Below are 20,799 nucleotides of genomic sequence, written 5' to 3' on the forward strand. Positions count from 1 at the left end.
GCCTCACAGCTCTTTCGCCAGCCTGTGGATGAAGTCGCGAGACCGTTCGGGATCGAGTGCTACAGCTTCCACCTTACGGAAGCGCGTTCGATAGGCGTTGAGCTGAGCTTCGGAATCGATGAAGACGGAGCCATGGGGGGCGTCACGCACCACCGTGTCTAGCTTGGGCAGGAGGCCGCCCACGTACTTCATGGTGCTGGAGGCTCTGGCGAAGCCGTCAAGGTCGAAGGGGATGACACGCAGACTGATGTGATCCGCTTCGGAAAGCTCAACAAGACGCGCGAGTTGAGCCTGTGAACTGACGCGGTCGCTGACTCGGAAGCGTAGCGCTGCCTCATGGATCACCACCTCGTACGGGATGGCGATCTCCTGGCGGGCCATTCGGTGGCGAACGCGCAACTCAAGCTCGTCAGGTGTGAGTTCAGGAACCCTTGACGAGAAGACGGCGCGAGCGTAGTGCTCGGTCTGCAGCAGGCCGGGTACGAACAGGATGGCCACATCGCGCCGGCCTGGCGTTGGTTCGTGCGTGCGCCGACCTCTGGAGCTGGCAGCCACTGGCCAGGGACGGGAGGCGGGGCAAGTATGTGTGGTGTGAGCTTGCTGCGGCGTAGAACGGCGTTCCGGCACCGCCACTTTCACGTCACCGTCGGGGCCGCCCGCTTCTTGGGAGTGTCGTGCTTCCGCGGCCCGCGTCAAGGGCGCTGCGCGTCGCCTCCGGCGATGGCCCTGCGGGCCACCCTTGACCCGGTCCGCTCCAGCACGGGCGAGAAGCGAGCGAGCGGCCCGGAAAGGCCGGGTACCCAGGTCGGCCGACGGCAACCGCGGGTTGTGGGGTGGGCCGGGACCGGCGGGCGCGATCGCGCCTCGCCTGCACGCCGGGTCGGCTCAGCGGCGAACGGTGAGTGGGGGAGGCGGCCAGCTGGTGGATGGGGGCTCGCCTGGATCCGGCGAGTAGGTCACGAAGTTGGTGATTGGCAGATGTGTCCCACTCGGGAGGAGGGAAACCCCAGGTCGGGGGCGGGGCGGATGGGACAGATCTGCCAATCGCCTTCTGTGGGGTGAGGGGGAGGCTCTTGTTGCTGGGGAGATCTGCTGTTGCCCGACCGCCCTGGCGGGAAACTGGGGGTCGGGGCTGCGGCGTGGGAAATCATGGGGCATGCGATCGGATGGCTGGCATCTCACTGAAGACGTCGAAGGCTTTCTTGTGCGGGCTGGGGGCTTTCTGCGCTCGCGGCCCGCTCTGCATACGACGGCGCTGACGACGGTTGAGAAACTGCGGACGAGCCGGGCGGAGGTGGCGGATGCGCGGGGTGCCGAACCAGCCGTATTCGGGTGGTTGGAGCGAGGGGGAGAGGTCCGGGCCGTCCTTTACCGCCGGAGTCCGGCCGGTGCTCTGGGGCTCACCGCCGACTTCACCCGCGACGAGGCCGACCTGCTCGCCGATCGGCTGGCCGGCCTTGGCCAATCGCTTCCCGGCGTCAGTGCGGACCACGACACCGCTACTGCATTCGCCGAGGCGTGGGAGCGGCGTACAGGGGCGACGGCGGTTCTCCGCCAGCCGCTGCATCTCTATCGTCTTGGCACGCTCACCCCGCCGGAGCCGGTCCCGGAGGGTCGGGTTCGTGTCGCGGGTGAGGGGGACCTTGAGCAAGTCATGCGGTGGTGCCACGAGTTCGCCGCCACTGTTGCCGAGGTCCTCCCCGGCTCCTGGGCCGACACCCGTTTCGCGGACAAGCACTTCTCGTTCTGGGAGACCCCGGACGGCACTCCCGTCTCCATGGCGGCCATGACTTCGTTGATTGGAGGGATGGTTCGGGTGGATCCCGTCTACACCCCTGCCCAGCTGCGTGGTCGCGGTTACGCGGGCGCCGTGACGGTCGCGGTGACCCGGGCCGCACTGGCCGCCGGCGCGAAGGAAGTCGTGCTGTACACCGACCCTGCCAACCCCACGAGCAACGCCCTCTACAAGCGCATCGGATACGTCCTGCTCACCGACTGGGCCGTGTACGACTTCTCAGCCCCGCACCGCTGACCCCCCGCCCATAAGAAGCAATTGGCAGATCTGTCCCATCCACCCTGTCCCCGACCTGGGGTTTACCTCCTCCCGAGTGGGACACATCTGCCAATCACCAACTTCGTGACCTACTCGCCGGATCCAGGCGAGCCCCCATCCACCGGCTGGCCGTCTCCCCCACTCCCCCCACTCACCGTTCGCCGCTGAGCCGACCCGGCGTGCAGGCGAGGCGCGATCGCGCCCGCTGGTCCCGGCCCACCCCACAACCCGCGGTTGCCGTCGGCCGACCTGGGGACCCGGCCCCGACGGTGACGTGAAAGTGGCGGTGCCGGAACGCCGTAGGGTCTCGGCATGAGCATCATCGGGGTCGGTATCGACGTGGCTGCGATCGATCGGTTCCGGGATTCGCTGGAGCGGACGCCCGGACTGGCCGAACGGCTCTTTCTGGAGAGCGAGTTGCTGTTGCCCAGCGGTGAGCGGCGGGGTGTCGCCTCGCTCGCGGCCCGGTTCGCCGCCAAGGAGGCGGTCGCCAAGGCGTTGGGCGCCCCGGCCGGACTGCACTGGGCCGACGCGGAGGTCTATGTGGAGGACAGCGGGCAACCGCGGCTTCGGGTGACCGGGACGGTGGCGGCTCGCGCGGCCGAGCTGGGGGTGCGGTCGTGGCATGTCTCGCTGAGTCATGACGCGGGGGTGGCCTCGGCCGTGGTGGTGGCGGAGGGGTAGCCCGGTCGGCGGGTGCGTTCACGGCTGGGGCTGTGGTTCGGGGTGCCGTACGGGAGACTCGAACGTATGCGTACTGCGTACAGCGTGGAGACGGTGAGGACGGCGGAGCGTTCGCTCATGGCGCGGCTTCCGGAAGGTGCCCTGATGCAGCGGGCGGCTGCCGGACTGGCCGCCGCCTGCGGCCAGTTGCTGGGGCGGGTGTACGGCAGTCGGGTCGTGCTGCTGGTGGGGAGCGGGGACAACGGCGGGGACGCCCTGTACGCAGGGGCCCGCCTCGCGCGGCGCGGGGCCGGAGTCACCGCCGTCCTGCTCAGCACCGAACGCACGCACCCGGGCGGACTTGAGGCCCTGCACCGGGCGGGCGGCCGCACGGTCGGCCCCGACGCCGCCGAGGACATCGTCCGGCGGGCCGACCTCGTCGTCGACGGCATCGTCGGGATCGGCGGCTCGGGCGGCCTGCGGCCTGCGGCGGCGCAGCTGGCCGCGCTCGTCGCGCACTCCCGGGCCGCCGTCGTCGCCGTCGACCTGCCCAGTGGCATCGAGGCGGACACCGGTGAGGTCCGCGGCGCGGCCGTCCGGGCCGACCTGACGGTGACCTTCGGGACCCACAAACCCGGGCTGCTGATCGATCCCGCGCGGGAGTACGCCGGTTCCGTACGCCTCGTCGACATCGGGCTCGAACTGCCCGCGGAGCCCGAACTGGAGGCCCTCCAGCACGCCGACGTGGCGGACCTGCTTCCGGTACCGGCGGCGGAGAGCGACAAGTACCGGCGCGGTGTCGTCGGCATCGCGGCGGGCTCCGCGCGCTATCCCGGGGCCGCGGTGCTCGCCGTGGCGGGGGCGCTGCGGGGCGGCGCGGGGGCCGTACGGTACGTCGGGCCCGCGGCGGACGCTGTGCTCGCCCGGTTCCCCGAGACACTCGTCTCCGACAAGGGACCCGCGCACGCCGGGCGGGTGCAGGCGTGGGTCGTGGGGCCCGGCGCCGGGGACGACGCGTCGGCGGTGCGCGAGGTGCTCGGGTCGGACGTGCCCGTGCTGCTGGACGCGGACGGGCTGCGGCTCGCCGACGTGGGCGACGTGCGGGATCGTGCGGCGCCGACGCTGATGACCCCGCACGCCGGTGAGGCAGCCGCGCTGCTCGGCGTGAAGCGCGAGGAGGTCGAGGGCGCTCGGCTGGCTTCGGCGCGGGAGCTGGCGCGGCGGTACGGGGCGACGGTGCTGCTCAAGGGGTCGACCACGTTGGTGGCCGATGCGGGGGGCGGGGTTGTGCGGGTGAACTCCACCGGGACGGGGTGGCTGGCCACTGCGGGGAGCGGTGACGTGTTGTCGGGGCTGGCGGGGTCGCTGCTCGCGGCTGGGCTGTCCGCGTTGGACGCCGGGAGTGTGTCTGCGTATCTGCATGGGCTTGCGGGGCGGTTGGCCGCGGATGGGGCGCCTGTGGGGGCTCATGACGTGGCTGCTGCGATTCCGGATGCCTGGCGGGATGTTTGTGGCTGAGGTGGTTCCGGATGCCTGGCGGGATGTTTGTGGCTGAGGTGGTTCCGGATGCCTGGCGGGATGTTTGTGGCTGAGGTGGTTCCCGATGTCTGGCGGGGTGTTTTGGCTGAGGTGGGTGGGCTTTTTTCGCCCCCTCCCCCCTGCCCGTCCCGTATCTGGGGGCTCCGCCCCCAGACCCCCGTTCGCCCGAAGGGCTCGTCCTCAAACGCCGGACGGGCTGAAAGCTCCGCCCCCTCCGCGCGGCTCACCCCCTCCCTCCCTTCTATTGCGTATGGCTGATCGCATGATCAGCAGACGAATGACGTGTCGTGGGGTCGCGGTGATGCTTGCCGCGGTGGTCGCGCTGCCTGGTGGGGTGGCGTATGCGGAACCTGTTCCTCCTGCTTCTGGGCCGGAGGCGGAGCTGGTGCCCGGGGTGGCGCCGGGGCCGTATCAGCCGTGGCAGATCGACACGCCCGACCAGGTCCTGGCGCCGAAGGTGTACGCGCCGACTGCCGCGGAGGACGCGGTCGAGCCGCGGGACGCGATGGAGGGGACGTACGCGCTGGTCGAGTATGTGCCGCTCGGAGATGCCGCCGCGAAGGTGGCGTGCAGCAAGCGGACCGGGCCCTACCAACGCCAGGTCGAGCGGTGGCTGAAGCTGAAGGTGGACGGGAAGCAGTCCGGCGCCGACTGTCTCGCCATCCGTGCCTTCCAGACGAAGCACAAGATCAAGCCGAACATCGGCTTCGCCGGGCCCGTCACCTGGGCCCAGATGCAGTTGCTGTCGGCGAAGAAGAACCCGAACGCGGCCAAGAAGTGTCCCGTCCGGTCGTACCGCGTCGCCTGCGTGGATCTCACCCGGCAGCTCACCTGGGTACAGAAGGGGAAGAAGGTCGTGTACGGGCCGGTGCCGATGCGCAGCGGCCGGCCCGGGTACGCGACGCGGACCGGGTGGAAGAAGATCTACTGGAAGCACAAGAACCACTGGTCGACGCTCTACAACACCTCCATGCCGTACAGCCAGTTCTTCGACGGTGGACAGGCCTTCCACGCCGTCTACGGCAGCATCCACACCACGGTTGGCTCCTGGGGCTGTGTGAATCTGCGGCTCGCCGACGCCCGGAAACTGTGGGGCGTGCTCAAGAAGGGCGACCGGGTTTACGTATGGGGCCGCAGGGCCGGTTCCTGAGATCCACAGGCGCCCGGGTGCTGTCCGACGCCTCTGAGACACTGGAGGCGCTATGAACGAGACAGCACCCCTGCGCGCCCGCGCCGAGATCGACCTGGCCGCCCTCCGGGCCAATGTGCGGAGCCTGCGCGCCCACGCGCCGTCCGCGGCCGTGATGGCCGTGGTCAAGTCCGACGCGTACGGCCATGGGGCGGTTCCGTGCGCCCGCGCGGCGCGCGAGGCGGGTGCCACCTGGCTCGGCACGGCCACCCCCGAGGAGGCCCTCGCGCTGCGGGCGGCCGGACTGCCGGGGCGCATCATGTGCTGGCTCTGGACGCCCGGTGGCCCCTGGGCCCAGGCCATCGAGGCCGACCTCGATGTGTCGGTGAGCGGGCTGTGGGCGCTGGCAGAAGTCATCCGGGCGGCGCGAGACGTCGGCGGCCCCGCCCGCGTCCAGCTCAAGGCCGACACCGGACTCGGGCGCAACGGCGCTCAGCCCGCCGACTGGCCCGAACTCGTCGCGCAGGCCCTGCGCGCCGAGGCCGACGGGCTGATCACCGTCACCGGCCTCTGGTCGCACTTCGCCTGCGCCGACGAACCGGGCCACCCCTCGATCCAGGCCCAACTCACCCGTTTCCGCGAGCTGGTGAGGTACGCGGAGGAGCGGGGCATCCGCCCCGAGGTGCGGCACATCGCCAACTCGCCCGCCACACTGACCCTTCCCGAGAGCCACTTCGACCTCGTACGCACGGGAATCGCGGTCTACGGCCTCTCGCCCAGCCCCGAGATCGGCACCCCGGCCGACTTCGGGTTGCGCCCGGTGATGACGCTGAGCGCGTCGATCGCGCTGGTGAAGCAGGTGGAAGGGGGGCACGGCGTCAGTTACGGGCATCACTACGTCACACCTGGCGCCACGACCCTGGGCCTCGTGCCCGTCGGCTACGCGGACGGCATCCCGCGGCACGCCTCCGGCACCGGACCGGTGTTGGTCGGCGGCAAGCTGCGGACGGTCGCCGGACGGATCGCGATGGATCAGTTCGTCGTCGACCTCGGTGGGGACGAGCCGGAAGCCGGCGCGGAAGCGGTGCTGTTCGGGCCCGGCGACCGGGGCGAGCCGACCGCCGAGGACTGGGCACGGGCCGCGGGAACCATCGCGTACGAAATCGTCACCCGGATCGGAACCCGCGTACCCCGTGTGTACGTGAAGGTGAATGACGAACAGAACGGGTAACAGCGAAGGGGTGTGCGATGCGGGAGTGTCGACACTCCGGGCAGTGCGGAACACGGCAACGCCCCGAGCGGTGCGGAACACGGCAGTTACCCGGGTAGCGCGTAGTGCGGTACACGGCTGAACCTGAGCAGTGCGGTACACGGCAGTAACCCGGGTAGTGCGGTACATGTCAGTAACGCGAGCAGTGCGGAACGCAGCAGTACCCCGAACAGTCCAGAAACCGGCGAAGAGGAGCGGGAAGTGAGCGAGAGCAGCGCGGAGGCCGTCACGAGTGCGGCCTCGGCGGTCGCCGCCTCCGCCGGGAACTGGCGCAAGGCAACGGGTATCGCGGGCGTCGCCATAGGCGTGGTCGCGGCGGGTGCCGCCGCCGGGGTCGCCATAGAGCGGCTCACGGTCGGCCGCGGTATGCGGGAGAAGGCCAGGCTCGCCCTCGACTCGGCAGGTCCCTACGGTGCGCTGCGCGGCACTCCCGGCAAGGCATACGCCGACGACGGCACGGAGCTGTACTACGAGGTCGACGACGCCGAGCCCGAGGCCCCGCTGGGCGGCCGCCGACGGCGTCTCTTCGGCCGTAAGGCCCCGGCCCCCGTCACCGTCGTCTTCAGCCACGGCTACTGCCTCAACCAGGACTCCTGGCACTTCCAGCGGGCCGCGCTGCGCGGAGTGGTGCGCACGGTGCACTGGGACCAGCGCAGCCACGGGCGGTCCGGCCGGGGCGTCGCCCAGGTCAAGGACGGGGCGCCGGTCACCATCGACCAGCTCGGCCAGGACCTGAAGACCGTCATCGACGCTGCCGCGCCCGAGGGTCCGATCGTGCTGGTCGGGCACTCCATGGGCGGCATGACGGTGATGGCGCTGGCCGACCAGTACCCCGACCTCGTCCGCGACCGGGTCGTCGCCGTCGCGCTCGTCGGTACGTCGTCGGGGCGGCTCGGCGAGGTCAACTTCGGGCTGCCCGTCGCGGGCGTCAACGCGGTGCGGTGGGCGCTGCCGAGTGTGCTGAAGGCGCTCGGTCAGCAGGCGGCCCTGGTGGAGCGGGGCCGGCGGGTCACCGCTGATCTGTTCGCCGGGATCATCAAGCGGTACTCGTTCGCGAGCAAGGACGTCGACCCGGCGGTCGAGCGGTTCGCCGAGCGGATGATCGAGGGCACGCCGATCGACGTGGTCGCCGAGTTCTACCCGGCGTTCACCGAACACGACAAGACCGCGGCGCTCGCGCACTTCGCCGACATGCCCGTCCTCGTCCTCGCCGGCGTCAAGGACCTGGTGACCCCGAGCCAGCACAGCGAGGCGATCGCGGACCTGCTGCCGGACGCCGAGCTGGTGCTCGTACCGGACGCCGGACACCTCGTGATGCTGGAGCACCCCGAGGTCGTCACAGACCGTCTCGCCGACCTTCTGATGCGTGCGGGGGCCGTCCCGGCAGGAGCTACCGTGGGTGGCTATGGAACGACCAGCAGCACCGTACAACCCGGCTGAGCCCACCGCGGGGGGCGTCGGCGTCCAGATCACCGTCAACTCCCCGGACCAGATGCGCGAGCTGGGTCTCCGCCTGGCCGAGCTGGTGCGCGCGGGTGACCTCGTGATGCTGAACGGCGAGCTCGGCGCGGGCAAGACGACGCTGACACGCGGCCTCGGCGAGGGACTCGGCGTACGAGGTGCGGTCACCTCGCCGACCTTCGTCATCGCGCGCGTGCACCCCTCCCTCGGCGAGGGTCCGCCGCTCGTCCACGTGGACGCGTACCGCCTCGGTGGCGGGCTCGACGAGATGGAGGACCTCGATCTCGACGTCTCGCTGTCCGACTCGGTGATCGTCGTGGAGTGGGGCGAGGGCAAGGTCGAGGAACTGACCGACGACCGGCTGCACGTCGCGATCCACCGCGCCGTGGGGGACACCAGGGACGAGGTACGGCACGTCACGCTGACCGGGCTCGGCGGGCGCTGGGCGACGGCCGACCTGAGCGTGCTCTCGGCGCTCTCGGCCTGAAACGCGGGCACGCGCTCGCCGGGGAACAGGGTGGGGCGCGCTGGTTTCTCTGTGCACGCGCGGGTTTCTTCGTACACGCGCTCGTTTCTGCGTGCACGCGCTGGTTTCTTCGTACATTCGAATAACGTTCCGACAAGACGTCGGCAAGATGTTGCGTTTCGCGTCCTGGGCGTGGTCACATGGACGTCAGTACGTGGTTAGGTCTACCTAACCACGGTGGCCCCCGAAGCTCCAGGAGGCGTCCATGTCCGCTTCAGAACGGTCGGCTTCAGAACGGTCGGCTTCAGAACGTGGCGTGCCGGCGCAGCAGCCGCGGGTGGCCGGCGGGGTTTCGATGCGGGATCTGCTGGCGTCGTGTGCTCTCGCCGAAGCGGTTTCGCGGGCGCCGCGCCCGCCACTGCCCGAGACACCCGTGGCCAAGACGCCCATGGTCGCGGCGCCTGTGGCCGAGCAGCCCCGTAAGGCGGCTTAATTTCCCTCTGCGGGGTCTTCGCGTTACTGGACGACTACGACCTTCACGCCCACCGTCGCGAAGTTCCACATCGCGTCGCCGTCCTCGCGGGACTCGCGGATGCCGCCGAGCTTCTTGGCTGGGTCCGGAGCGGTGGTCGAGCCGTTGAGGGCCGCGCTGAAGCCGATCGCGATGCCATTGACCGAGGTGAACCGGACGACGTGCTCGATCTGCACCCCGTCCGACCCGGTGACCGCGTTGGCACGGGTCGTGACGGCGTAGGTGCCTGCGGCCGGGTCCACCGTGCCGGGGGTGACCTCGAAGGTGCGCTGCACCTTGTTGTTCGCGGCGACCAGCCACACGCGGTCGTCGCCGGTCGCGTAGACGACGCGCTCACCGGTGCCGGACTCGGTGGGCAGCGCGTTCGGGTTCGTCGCGCCTCCGGGTGCCTTCGAGGCGGTGGCCTTGGGTGTCACGCTCGTGTCCGCTTTGCCAAGGGTGTCCGGCACGCTCGCGGACGCCTGGTAGGCGAGGAAGCCGACTGCGGCGATCGCCGCCACCGTGAGCCCGGCCACGATTCCCGAGCTGCTCCTAGCCACCTTGTGCGCCCACCTCTCGAATCACTTTCTTACCCCGTACGTCGCTTGTGGTGACGGTAGCAGGATGGGCACGGCAGACCGGGGCGGCCGTGCCCCGCCCCCGGGCGCCGTACGCTGTTTGCGTGCTCTTGCTCGCTCTGGATACCGCCACCCCCGCCGTGACCGTCGCCCTGCACGACGGCGCAACCGTCGTCGCCGCGTCGAGCCAGGTGGACGCACGCCGGCACGGGGAACTGCTGCTGCCGGCCGTCGACCGAGTGCTCGCGGAGGCCGGCCTGCGCCTCGACGCCGTCACCGGCATCGTCGTCGGCGTCGGCCCCGGCCCCTACACCGGGCTGCGCGTCGGCCTCATGACCGCCGACACCTTCGCTCTCGCGCTCGGCGTGCCCGCGTACGGCCTGTGCACCCTCGACGGGCTCGCCTACGCGGCCGACGTCGAGGGCCCCTTCGTCGTGGCGACCGACGCGCGGCGCAAGGAGGTCTACTGGGCGCGGTACGCCGATCCCCGTACCCGCGTGTCGGAGCCCGCCGTGGACCGGCCCGCGGACCTGGATCTCGGCGGTCTGCCCGCCGTCGGGGCGGGCGCGCTGCTCTACCCCGACACCTTCCCGGACGCCCGCGCGCCCGAGCACGTCTCGGCCGCCGCGCTGGCCTCCCTGGCCGTGGAGAAGCTCGCCGCGGGCGAGGAACTGGCGGCCCCCCGGCCGCTCTACCTGCGCCGCCCCGACGCCCAGGTGCCCAAGAACTACAAGGTGGTCACCCCCAAGTGACCGCCGTGCTGCGCGAGATGCGCTGGTGGGACATCGATCCCGTACTGGAGCTGGAGCGGGACCTCTTCCCCGAGGACGCCTGGTCGCGGGGGATGTTCTGGTCCGAGCTGGCCCATTCGCGTGGGCCCGAGGCGACGCGCCGCTATGTCGTGGCCGAGGAGGACGGGCGCCTCTTCGGGTACGCGGGACTCGCGGCCTCCGGCACTGCATCTGATGGCGGCTTCGCCGCGGTGGGCGACGTACAGACGATCGCCGTACGCCGTGAGCAGTGGGGCACCGGGCTCGGCGCACGGCTGCTGGCCGAACTGCTGCGGGCCGCGACCGCGTTCGAGTGCGCCGAGGTGCTGCTCGAGTGCCGGGTAGACAACGTTCGCGCACAGAAGCTGTACGAGCGCTTCGGCTTCGAGGCCATCGGGTTCCGGCGCGGCTACTACCAGCCGGGGAACATCGACGCCCTCGTGATGCGCCTCAACGACCCTTCCACCTCAGTAAACGGCGTACAAGGAACCGAGATCAATGGTTGAGAGCAATGGTTGAGATCAATGGCTGACGAACCGCTCGTCCTCGGCATCGAGACCTCCTGCGACGAGACCGGCGTCGGCATCGTCCGCGGCACCACGCTGCTCGCGGACGCCATCGCGTCCAGCGTCGACGAGCACGCACGTTTCGGCGGTGTGGTGCCCGAGGTCGCCTCGCGGGCGCACCTCGAAGCGATGGTGCCGACCATCGAGCGCGCGCTGAAGGAGGCGGGGATCGCCGCTTCGGACCTGGACGGGATCGCGGTGACCGCCGGGCCCGGGCTCGCGGGCGCGCTGCTCGTCGGGGTCTCGGCGGCGAAGGCGTACGCCTACGCGCTCGGCAAGCCGCTGTACGGCGTGAACCATCTCGCCTCGCACATCTGCGTGGACCAGCTCGAACACGGCCCGCTGCCCGAGCCGACCATGGCGCTGCTCGTCTCCGGCGGCCATTCGTCACTGCTCCTTTCGAGTGACATCACCTCCGACGTACGGCCGATGGGCGCGACCATCGACGACGCGGCCGGCGAGGCCTTCGACAAGATCGCGCGGGTGCTGAACCTCGGCTTCCCCGGCGGCCCTGTCATCGACCGGTACGCGAAGGAGGGTGACCCGAAGGCGATCGCGTTCCCGCGCGGGCTCACCGGGCCGCGCGACGCGGCGTACGACTTCTCCTTCTCCGGTCTGAAGACCTCCGTGGCCCGCTGGATCGAGGCCAAGCGGGCGGCCGGGGAGGAGGTGCCGGTGCGTGATGTGGCCGCGTCTTTCCAGGAGGCGGTCGTCGACGTGCTGACGCGCAAGGCCGTACGGGCCTGCAAGGACGAGGGCGTCGACCACCTCATGATCGGCGGCGGGGTGGCCGCCAACTCCCGGCTGCGGGTGCTCGCCCAGGAGCGCTGCGAGGCCGCCGGGATCCGGCTGCGGGTGCCGCGACCCAAGCTGTGCACGGACAACGGGGCGATGGTGGCCGCGCTGGGCGCCGAGATGGTGGCACGGAACCGGGCCGCCTCCGACTGGGATCTGTCGGCGGACTCGTCGTTGCCGGTGACCGACACGCATGTGCCGGGGCGCGGGCATGCGCACGGATCCGGGCATGGGCATTCGCATGACCATGTGCACGAGGTCAGCAAGGAGAACCTGTACTCGTGAGCGTCGCGCTGATGTGGGAGGCGCGGGCTGTCTCCGGGCGGGGCGAGGAGTTGCTCGACTGGGTGCGGCAGCAGGAGCTGGCGGCCCCGCCGCTGCGTCAGGAGATCTTCCGGGCGCCTCAGGACCGGGTCCTCGTCATCACCTGGTGGGACGCGCCGTACGACGCCGAGCTGCCCGAACTGCCGGAACCGGACGCGGAGTTGGTCGGCCGGGCGGTCCATCGGTGGCGGTTCGAGTCGGTGTCCTGACACCGGGTCGATTTTTTGGCGTTCAGACCTTAGCCACGCCTGAGAAGTCTGAGATTTTCCGAAGGAAACCCCAGAAGAGTTCCTGCTCGTAATAATTCGGACTTATGTTCCTCCGCGTGACTGCTGATGACGAGCACGGGGACGACCACGGGGGCGTCGGGAGACGCGGGGGCCGACGGCGGGGCCTGCTGAAAGCCGCCGGCATTGTGTTCGCCGGTGCCCTCGTGCTCTCCCTCGTGGGGGCGGCCTGGGCCTACTGGCACCTCAACCAGAACATCAAGAGCGTCGACATCAACAGCGCGCTCGGCGACGACCGCCCGCCGAAGGTCGTGTCGACGCCTTCGGCGACTGCCTCCGCCTCCGCCTCCGCCTCCTCCTCCGCTTCCGCTTCCGCTTCGGCCTCCGCGACCCCGCTCCCCAGCGGCGCGCTCAACATCCTGGTCCTCGGCTCCGACTCCCGCAGCGGCGAGGAGAACGCGGCGCTGGGCGGCGGAAGCACCACCTCGGGTGCCCGCTCGGACACGGCGATGGTCGTCCACATCGACGCGGGCCGTACGGCGGCGACGGTGGTCAGCATCCCGCGCGACACCCTGGTCACCCGCCCGTCGTGCCCCACCTCCTCCGGCGGGACGACCTCGGTGGCGTACAACTCGATGTTCAACAGCGCGTACTCGGTGGGCGGTCCGGTCTGTGCGGTGAAGACGGTCGAGTCCATCACGAACGTCCGCATGGACCACTTCATCGAGATCGACTTCTCCGGCTTCGCGGGCCTCGTGGACGCGCTCGGCGGCGTCACCGTCACCACGGACGAGGACATCGACGACGACGACAGCCACCTCCACCTGGAGGCGGGCACGCACCACCTGGACGGCACCCAGGCGTTGGCCCTCGCCCGCACCCGGCACGGCATAGGCGACGGCAGCGACCTGGGCCGCATAGGCCTCCAACAGACCTTGGTGAAAGCCCTGTTGGAGCAGATCCGCACCACTGATCTGCTCACCGACCCCGCCAAGCTCTACAACGTCGCCGACGCGGTCACCGGCAGCCTCACGACCGACACAGGTCTCGACTCGCTGACCGAACTGATCAGCCTCGGCCAGAGCCTGCAGTCGCTGCCCGCGGACGCGCTCACGACGGTCACCATGCCGGTGCTGCCGGCGCCCTCGGACCCGAACAGGGTGGTGGCGAACGAGCCGGAGGCGAGCGAGCTGTGGGCGTCGCTGCGGTGACTGACTGTCGGCTCCTTAGCCGGGACTTGAGCTTCGGGGGTCGGGATTCGAGACCCTTTTTGCAAGGAATGGGTGGGTGGCTCAACCTACCCACCCTCCCTTGTCGGCGGCCGAAGTGCCGCCCGGGCCAGGGGAGATGACTTTTCGTGACCAGGTCGCGCCGGAGCGTGGCGAACGTGTAGCGTGCGCCGGGAAAGCTTCGACCCCCGTGGGTGTTAGCAGCACCACGCGGGGGTCTGACCACTAGATCGAATGAAGGTCGATCCCATGGCTACCGCCCAGCTTAGTGCTGCCCCGCGCCCGTCCGCCCACCCCTCGGCCAATCCCGGGTACGGGAAGAGGTCCGCCCCCGACCAGGAGCCGCGTACCGGCCGGGACTTCGCACATCTGCCCGCCCGCGAGTCGTCGATCGCCACGTACCTCGACCGGCTCGACGACGAGGCGGACATGTCCATCAAGACGCTGGCCAGGCATCTCGACTACGGCCAGTGCGCCATCGGCACCGCCCTCAACAACCTCTCCGCAGCGGGCCATCTGCGCCGCGTACGACGTCCGGTCACCGTCGACGGCTGCCCCCGCTGGGTCTGGCACACCTTCTTCTCGCGCACCGCTCGCGACGACGCGTGGTGGGACGCGCTCCTCGCCGGAGCGGTACCGGTCACCGAGCCGCGCTCGCCGGAATCGGAGCGATCGGCGGCGTACGGCGTGCTGGCCCGGCTCGGGCGGATCGACGCGCGCCTCACGCTCTCGGCGGGGGAGTGCGGGGCGTTGGAGGAGCACGCCGCCGAGTGGTTCGCGCGGGGCGCGGGCGAGGCGCAGCTCGTGGCAGCGGTGACGGCCGGGCTCCCGGAGCAGGTGGCCCACGCGCACGGTTTCGTACGCGCACGGCTGATCGCCAAGCTGCCGCCCGCGCCGCCCCCGCCGCCGCGCTACGAGGTGGTCTGCACGGCCTGCGGTGAGCCGGGCGACAGCACGGGACTGCGGGGAGGCCTGTGCGAGGGCTGCTGGGGCGGGCGGCCGGGTCTCGCGGCCGACCGGGTGCACGCCCATGCGGGGCAGGTGCGCGCGGCCCTGCGTACAGGGGCACGCATGGAGGTGCGCAGAGGGACGAGTACCGAGGCGCGCACAGGGATGCATACGGAGAAAGGGAAAGACGCATGACGACCTTGCAGCACGGGCCGCCCGTAGCCGGGGCAGGATGGAGGGGAGGAGGCGACGCCATGACCCCCAGTACGTCCGACCACCCCCAGATGGGCATCGAGGATTTCGAGGAGCTCGCCCTCCTTGCGCACGAGACGGCGCGTCTGGAGTTTCTGAACGGAAAGATCGGGGTCAAGGCCGTGCCGGACGGGAATCACGGCGAGATCGTTGCCTGGCTCCTCAGGCGGTGTATGCAGCATCGCCCTGAGCTGTTCCTCTATCCGGAACAGGGCCTCCGGGTTGAGGCGTACCGACAGGGGCGAGCCCGGCCTGACGGTGCTCTGGTACCCGAGGAGTACTTCGCCGGAAAGGGTGAGTGGGCGGAGCCCGACGGAGTCCTGATGGTTGTCGAGGTCACGTCCCGGGACAGCGACGCCACCCGGCGGGACCGGATGGAGAAGCCGGAGGCCTACGCAGCCGCCGGCATCCCTGTTTACCTGTTGATCGACAGGGAAGCCGCGGCTGTCACGGTGTATTCCGATCCGGAGGACGGCAAGTACCGTTCAGGCACTGGACGGCCTTTCGGCGCCGCGATCGAGCTGCCCGATCCTGTCGGTTTCACCCTGGACACCGAGAAGCTGAAGGACTTCGCCGACTGACGGTCCGGCACCGCCGTGACCTGCGGAAACGAATCCCGCGGAAGAAATTCCGAAGTATTTCGGCGATGGTGTCGAGACACGCGTCTCCCGTTCGACGCATGGGTGAGAGGCGGGGACAGTCCCCGCCCCGCTGCTGAAGGAGTCACCATGCCGCGTTATCTGTCGATGGTCCGGATCGACGAGAACAACGCCCCCGCCGAGGGCCCCAGCCCCGAGCTGATGCAGCGGATGGGGGAGCTGATCGAGGAGATGACCAAGGCGGGCGTGATGCTGGACAACGCCGGGCTCACGCCCTCCTCGCAGGGCACCCGGGTCCACTGGGAGAAGGGTGAACTGACCGTCACCGACGGCCCGTTCACCGAGGCCAAGGAGGTAGTCGGCGGTTACGCGATCATCCAGGCCAAGGACAAGGCCGAGGCGATCGAGTGGGCCAAGCGCTTCCTCAAGGTCCACGAGGAGCACTGGACGGTCACATCCGAGGTGCGGGAGATCGCGGAGGGCTGAGTGGTCGGGCGAGCGGTTCCTTGGCCTACGGCCGCCGTGGGTGTCTGATGGTGGGCTGTGGAACAGCAGCCCACCGCCGACCCGCGCGGAGCTATCGAAACCGTCTTCCGGATCGAGTCCCCGCGGGTCATCGCCGGCGTCACCCGCATCGTCCGTGACGTCGGTATCGCCGAGGAGCTGGCCCAGGACGCCCTGGTCGCGGCGCTGGAGCAGTGGCCGCGGGACGGGGTACCGGACAACCCGGGTGCCTGGCTCACGGCCACGGCCAAGCACCGCGCGATCGATCTCGTACGCCGCCGGGAGCGGTACGCGCGCAAGCTGGAGGAGATCGGGCGTGACCTGGACACGACCACCCCTTTCGAAGAGCCCGCCGACCCGGACGACATCGACGACGACCTGCTGAGGCTCGTCTTCACCACCTGCCACCCGGTCCTCTCCGCCGAGGCCCGCATCGCGCTCACGCTACGGCTGCTCGGCGGCCTGACCACCCCCGAGATCGCCCGCGCCTTCCTCGTCCCGGAGGCGACGATCGCCCAGCGCATCGTGCGCGCCAAACGGAAACTGGCGACGAAGGGGGTCGCCTTCGAGGTGCCGTACGGCCCGGAGCGGGAGGCGCGCCTCGGGTCCGTCCTCGAGGTCATCTACCTGATCTTCAACGAGGGGTACGCGGCCACCGCGGGCGAGGACTGGCTGCGCCCGGCGCTGTGCGAGGACGCCCTGCGACTGGCCCGCGTGCTCGCCGAGTTGATGCCCAAGGAGCCCGAAGTGCACGGGCTGGCCGCGCTGTTGGAGCTTCAGACGTCCCGCGCGTACGCCCGTACCGGCCCGTCGGGCGAGCCGGTCCTGCTCAAGGACCAGAACCGCCGCCGCTGGAACCGCATGCTGATCCGCCGTGGCTTCGCCGCCCTCGGCCGCGCGAGCGCCGTCACCACCACGGGCCCCGGCCCGTACGCGATCCAGGCCGCCATCGCCGCATGTCACGCACAGGCGTACGCCTACGAGGACACGGACTGGCGGCAGATCGCCGCCCTGTACGGGCTCCTGGCGGCCCGATCCCCGTCCCCCGTGGTGGAGTTGAACCGCGCGGTCGCCGTCTCGATGGTGGACGGCCCGGCGCCCGCCCTGGAAATCATCGACGCCCTCACCGCCGAACCCGCCCTCCGTGACTACCACTTGCTGCCCAGCGTCCGCGGAGATCTGCTCGCCCGGCTCGGGCGCAGGGCGCAGGCACGGGCGGAGTTCGAACGGGCGATCACGCTGACGCGCAACGAGCAGGAGAGGGAGCTGCTGCGGGCGCGGGTACGTGAGCTGGACCCGCCGCAGTCCTGAGCCGGTGGCCGCCTGGTGGGGTCAGACCGTCAGCGGATGCCCCAGCAGCATCGTCGGCGCCCCCGCGACCCGGGTCAGGAACACCGTCGCCGAGTTCGGACCCTGCGCCTTCGGCAGGGCCTTGCGCCGCAGCTCCTCCGGCTCGACGGCCGACCCCCGCTTCTTCACCGTCAGCACCCCCACTTCCCGCTCCCTCAGCAGCGCCTTCAACTTCTTCACGCCGAAGGGGAGTTGGTCGGTGATCTCGTAACCGGAGGCGTACGGGGTCGTACGCGCCTCGTCCGCCGTGATGTACGCGATCGTCTCGTCGACCAGCCCGCCGCCCAGCTCCTGGGCCACCTCCGCGACCAGATGGGCCCGGATGACGGCGCCGTCGGGCTCGTACAGATACCGCCCGACGGACCGCACCGCCGGATCCGGCAGTCCGCGCCCCCGTACCTCGCGCGGACCCGGCAGCAGCGTGGCCCGCACCAGACCCGGCTCGGTGCCGAACCACAGCACCGCCTCCTTCACGTCGCCGCCGTCCGAGATCCACTCCGCCTCCGCCTCGGCGGGAATCGCCTCGTGGGGGATACCGGGAGCGATCTTCAGGGCGGCGAGGGGGGCCTTCGAGGCGGTGGCGACCGCCCAGGACAGGGGCGGTGAGTATGCCTCCGGATCAAAGATCCGGCCACGGCCGCCCCTTCGCCCGGGGTCCACGAAGACGGCCTCGTACGCGGACACGTCCACCTCCGTGACATCCGCCTCGCGGACCTCGATCAGGTCCGCGAGGCCGAGCGCGTCGGCGTTCGCGCGCGCCACCGCCACTGTCAACGGGTCCCGGTCGACGGCGAGGACCCGGATCCCGGCGCGGGCGAGCGCGATCGCGTCACCGCCGATGCCGGAGCAGAGGTCGGCGACCGAGCGGACACCGAGGGTGCGCAGGCGTTGCGCGCGGTGCGTCGCGACGGTCGTACGGGTCGACTGCTCGACCCCGTTGGGGGTGAAGAACATCCGCTCGGCGTCCTCGGCCCCGAACTTCGCCGCCGCCCGCTGCCGCAGCCGTGCCTGCCCCAGGGCCGCCGAGACAAGGCCGGCGGGGTGCTCGCGGCGCAGCCGGGTGGCGACGGCCAGTTCCCGGGCCGGATCGGTGCCGCGCACCTCGTCGAGCAGGGCGCGGCCCGCGGGGGTGAGGAGGGTGGCGAAGGAGGCGAGGGGAGACGGCGGATCGAGGTCGTTCACCGGGCCATTGTGGGCCAGTCGGTGGACGGTGCGCGTCCGGCCGCGGTGTCGTGGCCTCGTACGGGCCGTGGCCTGCGAGGATCCGGCGCCATGCGATCAGTAAGACAAAATTATAAATATGGGCTGAAAGTGGCGGCTGCCCGCACCGGCATCGCCGCGCTCGCCCTGGCTGCACTCGTGTCCGGCTGCGCCTCGGGCGCCGACCCCAAGTCCGTGAAACCGGCGCCCGGCCGCCAGGCGCCGCCCGCCCTCGACGCCGCCGCCGAGCTCCGGCTCGCGCAGGCCGCCCGAGCCGCCGCGGCCAAGCGCTGGGGCCTCGCCAAGACGCCGCTGACCGCGCCCGCACCGCCGGCCAAGAAGCCGGTCATCGAGTTCCGCGACGGCTTCGAGGTCGAGGACGGGGAGGGCCTGCCGCCCGTCTTCACCACCATCCCCACCAAGCACAAGGTCATCTTCCTCACCATCGACGACGGCGCCGAGAAGGACCCGGCCTTCCTGCGGATGATGAGCGACCTGAAGATCCCGTACACCGCCTTCCTCAGCGACTACCTGGTCAAGGAGGACTACGGGTACTTCCGCCAGATGCGCGACCGCGGCGTCGTACTCAACAACCACACCCTCCACCACCCCTACCTGCCCGGACTCTCCTACGAGCGGCAGAAGCGCGAGATCTGCGGCATGCAGGACGTGATGAAGAAGCAGTTCGGCAAGCGCCCGACGCTCTTCCGGCCGCCGTTCGGCAACTACAACGAGGACACCCTGCGCGCCGCCAAGTCCTGCGGCATCAAGGCCGTCCCGCTGTGGAACGAGGAGATCTTCGTCGACCACTGGGAGTACCGCGAGTGGGACCGCGATCTGCACCCCGGCGACATCGTCCTCAGCCACTTCCGCGGCAAGAAGGACTGGAAGGGCACGATGCCCGACATGGTCCGCCGCTTCATGAAGATGGTGACCGACAAGGGGTACGCGGTGGCCCGCCTCGAGGACTACTTGTGAGACCGCGGCCCCGCGGGATCGTCGCCGGGCTGCTCGCCTCCGTGCTGCTGTCCGGCTGCGCCCAGTCCGTCGATCCGATCGAGCGGCTGGGACAGAAGGGGGCGCACGAGGTGAGCAAGGCGCGCTCGCAGGGGCCGACCCTGGCGACGTACCGCCGCTGGGGCCTGTCCGTGCCGCTCGCCCCCGCGCCGAAACCGTCCGCCCGGGTCACCGTGCCCACCGCGGGCCCGGGCCTCGCGCCGGTCGTGGACCGCGTCCCCACCCGCGACAAGGTGGTCTTCCTGACGTACGACGACGGTGCCGAGCGGGATCCGCGGTTCGTCGACATGGTCCGTGAACTGCGGCTGCCGGTCAGCATGTTCCTCACGGACAGTGTGGTCGGGCCGGGGTACGGGCACTTCGCGCGGCTGCGCGCGGTCGGCGCGACCGTGCAGAACCACACCCTGGACCACCCCTCCCTGCGAGGCCTGCCGTACGTCGGGCAGCGCGCCGAGATCTGCGGCCAGCAGGACAAGCTCAAGCAGCGCTTCGGCATCCGCCCCCGCTTTCTGCGGCCCCCGTACGGGACGTACGACACCACCACGCTGCGTGCCGCCGCGGACTGCGGGATCGCGGCCGTCGTACGGGGACGGGACGCCGGGGACGAGGGCCCGCTGCGGACCGGCGACATTCTGTCCGGCTTCGACGAACCGGACCTCACGGCGGCGACGGTCGCTCTGCTGCGCCGGGTGCAGGCCGAGGGGTTCACGGCGGCCCGGCTGGAGGACTACCTCTGACGCGGCGGAGGGCCGCGATCCGACGCGGCGGAGGGCCGCGATCTGACGGGTTCGCAGGCGGCGCGTTGGCACTCCGCTTGACCGAGTGCTAATCGCGGTCATAGTCTCAGGTCTGGCACTCCCCCCTGGAGAGTGCCAATGACGACAGGTAGATCCGGCTCCCGCGACGACGGGTCCACCTGGTCGCCACCTCAGACAGTTAACCCCGTGAGATCTCCGAAGGGGGAGGTCGGATCGTGACGACCACCAGCTCCAAGGTTGCCATCAAGCCGCTCGAGGACCGCATTGTGGTCCAGCCGCTCGAAGCCGAGCAGACCACGGCCTCTGGCCTGGTCATCCCGGACACCGCGAAGGAGAAGCCCCAGGAGGGCGTCGTCCTTGCCGTGGGCCCGGGCCGTTTCGAGGACGGTAACCGTCTTCCGCTCGACGTCGCCGTCGGCGACATCGTGCTGTACAGCAAGTACGGCGGCACCGAGGTGAAGTACAACGGCGAGGAGTACCTCGTCCTCTCGGCTCGCGACGTTCTCGCGATCATCGAGAAGTAATTCACCCCGGTACCCAACCGGTTTTGCAGTGAACTGCGCCCCTGGCCCCCCGCGACCGCAAGTAGC

Annotated in this window: 22 protein-coding genes; 19 read left to right on the plus strand and 3 right to left on the minus strand. The window is 70.4% G+C overall.

Features of this window, described 5'->3' with window-relative positions:
• Positions 1–3: 3 nt before the first annotated feature.
• Entirely contained in the window at positions 4–804 is an 801-nt protein-coding gene (locus ACFYPC_RS20795; protein ID WP_388678838.1) for a DUF5753 domain-containing protein, read from the minus strand.
• Positions 805–1,336: 532 nt separating this feature from the next.
• Here ACFYPC_RS20795 and ACFYPC_RS20800 point away from each other — a divergent pair.
• The 7 genes from ACFYPC_RS20800 (at position 1,337) to tsaE (ending at position 8,602) form a co-directional block, all read left to right on the plus strand.
• Positions 1,337–2,032, plus strand: a complete 696-nt coding sequence (locus tag ACFYPC_RS20800) for a GNAT family N-acetyltransferase (protein ID WP_388678153.1) — start codon at positions 1,337–1,339, stop codon at positions 2,030–2,032.
• 333 nt (positions 2,033–2,365) lie between these two features.
• Complete coding sequence (locus ACFYPC_RS20805; RefSeq protein WP_388678156.1) at positions 2,366–2,737, plus strand: holo-ACP synthase; 372 nt, start codon at positions 2,366–2,368, stop codon at positions 2,735–2,737.
• A 66-nt stretch (positions 2,738–2,803) separates the two neighbouring features.
• Positions 2,804–4,234 carry an NAD(P)H-hydrate dehydratase gene (locus ACFYPC_RS20810; RefSeq protein ID WP_388678158.1) on the plus strand — a complete coding sequence of 477 codons (1,431 nt, stop codon included), beginning with the start codon at positions 2,804–2,806 and terminating at the stop codon, positions 4,232–4,234.
• A gap of 283 nt (positions 4,235–4,517) precedes the next feature.
• Entirely contained in the window at positions 4,518–5,405 is an 888-nt protein-coding gene (locus tag ACFYPC_RS20815; protein ID WP_388678161.1) for a L,D-transpeptidase family protein, read from the plus strand.
• A 52-nt stretch (positions 5,406–5,457) separates the two neighbouring features.
• Positions 5,458–6,615: an alanine racemase gene (gene alr, locus ACFYPC_RS20820; protein ID WP_388678164.1), complete on the plus strand. Its 1,158-nt coding sequence runs from the start codon at positions 5,458–5,460 to the stop codon at positions 6,613–6,615.
• A 240-nt stretch (positions 6,616–6,855) separates the two neighbouring features.
• Complete coding sequence (locus ACFYPC_RS20825) at positions 6,856–8,094, plus strand: alpha/beta fold hydrolase (protein ID WP_388678166.1); 1,239 nt, start codon at positions 6,856–6,858, stop codon at positions 8,092–8,094.
• A complete protein-coding gene (gene tsaE / locus ACFYPC_RS20830) occupies positions 8,060–8,602 on the plus strand; it encodes a tRNA (adenosine(37)-N6)-threonylcarbamoyltransferase complex ATPase subunit type 1 TsaE (RefSeq protein WP_388678168.1) in 543 nt (180 codons plus the stop codon). Before ACFYPC_RS20825 ends, tsaE begins: the two co-directional genes overlap by 35 nt.
• A gap of 495 nt (positions 8,603–9,097) precedes the next feature.
• On the opposite strand, the gene ACFYPC_RS20835 is transcribed toward tsaE, so the two are convergent.
• The gene (locus ACFYPC_RS20835) at positions 9,098–9,652 is read right to left on the minus strand and encodes a hypothetical protein (RefSeq protein WP_388678171.1); all 555 of its coding nucleotides are present in this window, start codon (positions 9,650–9,652) and stop codon (positions 9,098–9,100) included.
• A 122-nt stretch (positions 9,653–9,774) separates the two neighbouring features.
• Here ACFYPC_RS20835 and tsaB point away from each other — a divergent pair, with 122 nt between their 5' ends.
• The 9 genes from tsaB to ACFYPC_RS20880 all read left to right on the plus strand — a co-directional run bounded on the left by tsaB (position 9,775) and on the right by ACFYPC_RS20880 (position 17,195).
• Positions 9,775–10,422, plus strand: a complete 648-nt coding sequence (gene tsaB, locus ACFYPC_RS20840; RefSeq protein ID WP_388678173.1) for a tRNA (adenosine(37)-N6)-threonylcarbamoyltransferase complex dimerization subunit type 1 TsaB — start codon at positions 9,775–9,777, stop codon at positions 10,420–10,422.
• A gap of 17 nt (positions 10,423–10,439) precedes the next feature.
• Entirely contained in the window at positions 10,440–10,946 is a 507-nt protein-coding gene (gene rimI, locus ACFYPC_RS20845; protein ID WP_388678841.1) for a ribosomal protein S18-alanine N-acetyltransferase, read from the plus strand.
• 18 nt (positions 10,947–10,964) lie between these two features.
• Positions 10,965–12,086, plus strand: coding sequence for a tRNA (adenosine(37)-N6)-threonylcarbamoyltransferase complex transferase subunit TsaD (gene tsaD / locus ACFYPC_RS20850; protein WP_388678176.1), 1,122 nt, complete (start codon positions 10,965–10,967; stop codon positions 12,084–12,086).
• Positions 12,083–12,334 (plus strand): hypothetical protein, encoded by a 252-nt coding sequence (locus tag ACFYPC_RS20855; protein ID WP_388678178.1) that lies wholly within the window; start codon positions 12,083–12,085, stop codon positions 12,332–12,334. The genes tsaD and ACFYPC_RS20855 overlap by 4 nt, the downstream gene beginning before the upstream one ends.
• A gap of 104 nt (positions 12,335–12,438) precedes the next feature.
• On the plus strand, positions 12,439–13,563 hold the full coding sequence (locus ACFYPC_RS20860; protein ID WP_388678180.1) for an LCP family protein: 1,125 nt from the start codon (positions 12,439–12,441) through the stop codon (positions 13,561–13,563).
• A gap of 267 nt (positions 13,564–13,830) precedes the next feature.
• Entirely contained in the window at positions 13,831–14,724 is an 894-nt protein-coding gene (locus tag ACFYPC_RS20865; protein WP_388678181.1) for a hypothetical protein, read from the plus strand.
• 59 nt (positions 14,725–14,783) lie between these two features.
• Positions 14,784–15,362, plus strand: coding sequence for a Uma2 family endonuclease (locus ACFYPC_RS20870; RefSeq protein WP_388678184.1), 579 nt, complete (start codon positions 14,784–14,786; stop codon positions 15,360–15,362).
• Positions 15,363–15,509: 147 nt separating this feature from the next.
• A complete protein-coding gene (locus ACFYPC_RS20875) occupies positions 15,510–15,866 on the plus strand; it encodes a YciI family protein (protein ID WP_388678187.1) in 357 nt (118 codons plus the stop codon).
• 57 nt (positions 15,867–15,923) lie between these two features.
• A complete protein-coding gene (locus tag ACFYPC_RS20880; protein ID WP_388678190.1) occupies positions 15,924–17,195 on the plus strand; it encodes an RNA polymerase sigma factor in 1,272 nt (423 codons plus the stop codon).
• A 21-nt stretch (positions 17,196–17,216) separates the two neighbouring features.
• Here ACFYPC_RS20880 and ACFYPC_RS20885 read toward each other — a convergent pair whose 3' ends face one another.
• A complete protein-coding gene (locus ACFYPC_RS20885) occupies positions 17,217–18,416 on the minus strand; it encodes an SAM-dependent methyltransferase (RefSeq protein WP_388678192.1) in 1,200 nt (399 codons plus the stop codon).
• Positions 18,417–18,506: 90 nt separating this feature from the next.
• On the opposite strand from ACFYPC_RS20885, the gene ACFYPC_RS20890 reads away from it, so the two are divergent.
• The 3 genes from ACFYPC_RS20890 (at position 18,507) to groES (ending at position 20,733) form a co-directional block, all read left to right on the plus strand.
• The gene (locus ACFYPC_RS20890) at positions 18,507–19,412 is read left to right on the plus strand and encodes a polysaccharide deacetylase family protein (RefSeq protein WP_388678194.1); all 906 of its coding nucleotides are present in this window, start codon (positions 18,507–18,509) and stop codon (positions 19,410–19,412) included.
• Positions 19,409–20,188 (plus strand): polysaccharide deacetylase family protein, encoded by a 780-nt coding sequence (locus ACFYPC_RS20895; protein ID WP_388678196.1) that lies wholly within the window; start codon positions 19,409–19,411, stop codon positions 20,186–20,188. The genes ACFYPC_RS20890 and ACFYPC_RS20895 overlap by 4 nt, the downstream gene beginning before the upstream one ends.
• A 236-nt stretch (positions 20,189–20,424) precedes the next feature.
• The gene (groES, locus tag ACFYPC_RS20900) at positions 20,425–20,733 is read left to right on the plus strand and encodes a co-chaperone GroES (protein WP_266455850.1); all 309 of its coding nucleotides are present in this window, start codon (positions 20,425–20,427) and stop codon (positions 20,731–20,733) included.
• The last annotated feature ends 66 nt before the right edge of the window (positions 20,734–20,799 follow it).

It is taken from the genome of Streptomyces sp. NPDC005808, from assembly GCF_042871385.1.
Lineage (GTDB): Bacteria > Actinomycetota > Actinomycetes > Streptomycetales > Streptomycetaceae > Streptomyces.

Coding starts and splice junctions, on each gene's coding strand:
- ACFYPC_RS20815 (WP_388678161.1), top strand. CDS start 4,518: ATGATCAGCAGACGAATGACGTGTCGTGGGGTCGCGGTGATGCTTGCC.
- ACFYPC_RS20865 (WP_388678181.1), top strand. CDS start 13,831: ATGGCTACCGCCCAGCTTAGTGCTGCCCCGCGCCCGTCCGCCCACCCC.
- ACFYPC_RS20870 (WP_388678184.1), top strand. CDS start 14,784: ATGACCCCCAGTACGTCCGACCACCCCCAGATGGGCATCGAGGATTTC.
- alr (WP_388678164.1), top strand. CDS start 5,458: ATGAACGAGACAGCACCCCTGCGCGCCCGCGCCGAGATCGACCTGGCC.
- ACFYPC_RS20875 (WP_388678187.1), top strand. CDS start 15,510: ATGCCGCGTTATCTGTCGATGGTCCGGATCGACGAGAACAACGCCCCC.
- rimI (WP_388678841.1), top strand. CDS start 10,440: ATGCGCTGGTGGGACATCGATCCCGTACTGGAGCTGGAGCGGGACCTC.
- ACFYPC_RS20805 (WP_388678156.1), top strand. CDS start 2,366: ATGAGCATCATCGGGGTCGGTATCGACGTGGCTGCGATCGATCGGTTC.
- ACFYPC_RS20810 (WP_388678158.1), top strand. CDS start 2,804: ATGCGTACTGCGTACAGCGTGGAGACGGTGAGGACGGCGGAGCGTTCG.
- ACFYPC_RS20860 (WP_388678180.1), top strand. CDS start 12,439: ATGTTCCTCCGCGTGACTGCTGATGACGAGCACGGGGACGACCACGGG.
- tsaD (WP_388678176.1), top strand. CDS start 10,965: ATGGCTGACGAACCGCTCGTCCTCGGCATCGAGACCTCCTGCGACGAG.
- ACFYPC_RS20890 (WP_388678194.1), top strand. CDS start 18,507: ATGCGATCAGTAAGACAAAATTATAAATATGGGCTGAAAGTGGCGGCT.
- tsaE (WP_388678168.1), top strand. CDS start 8,060: ATGGAACGACCAGCAGCACCGTACAACCCGGCTGAGCCCACCGCGGGG.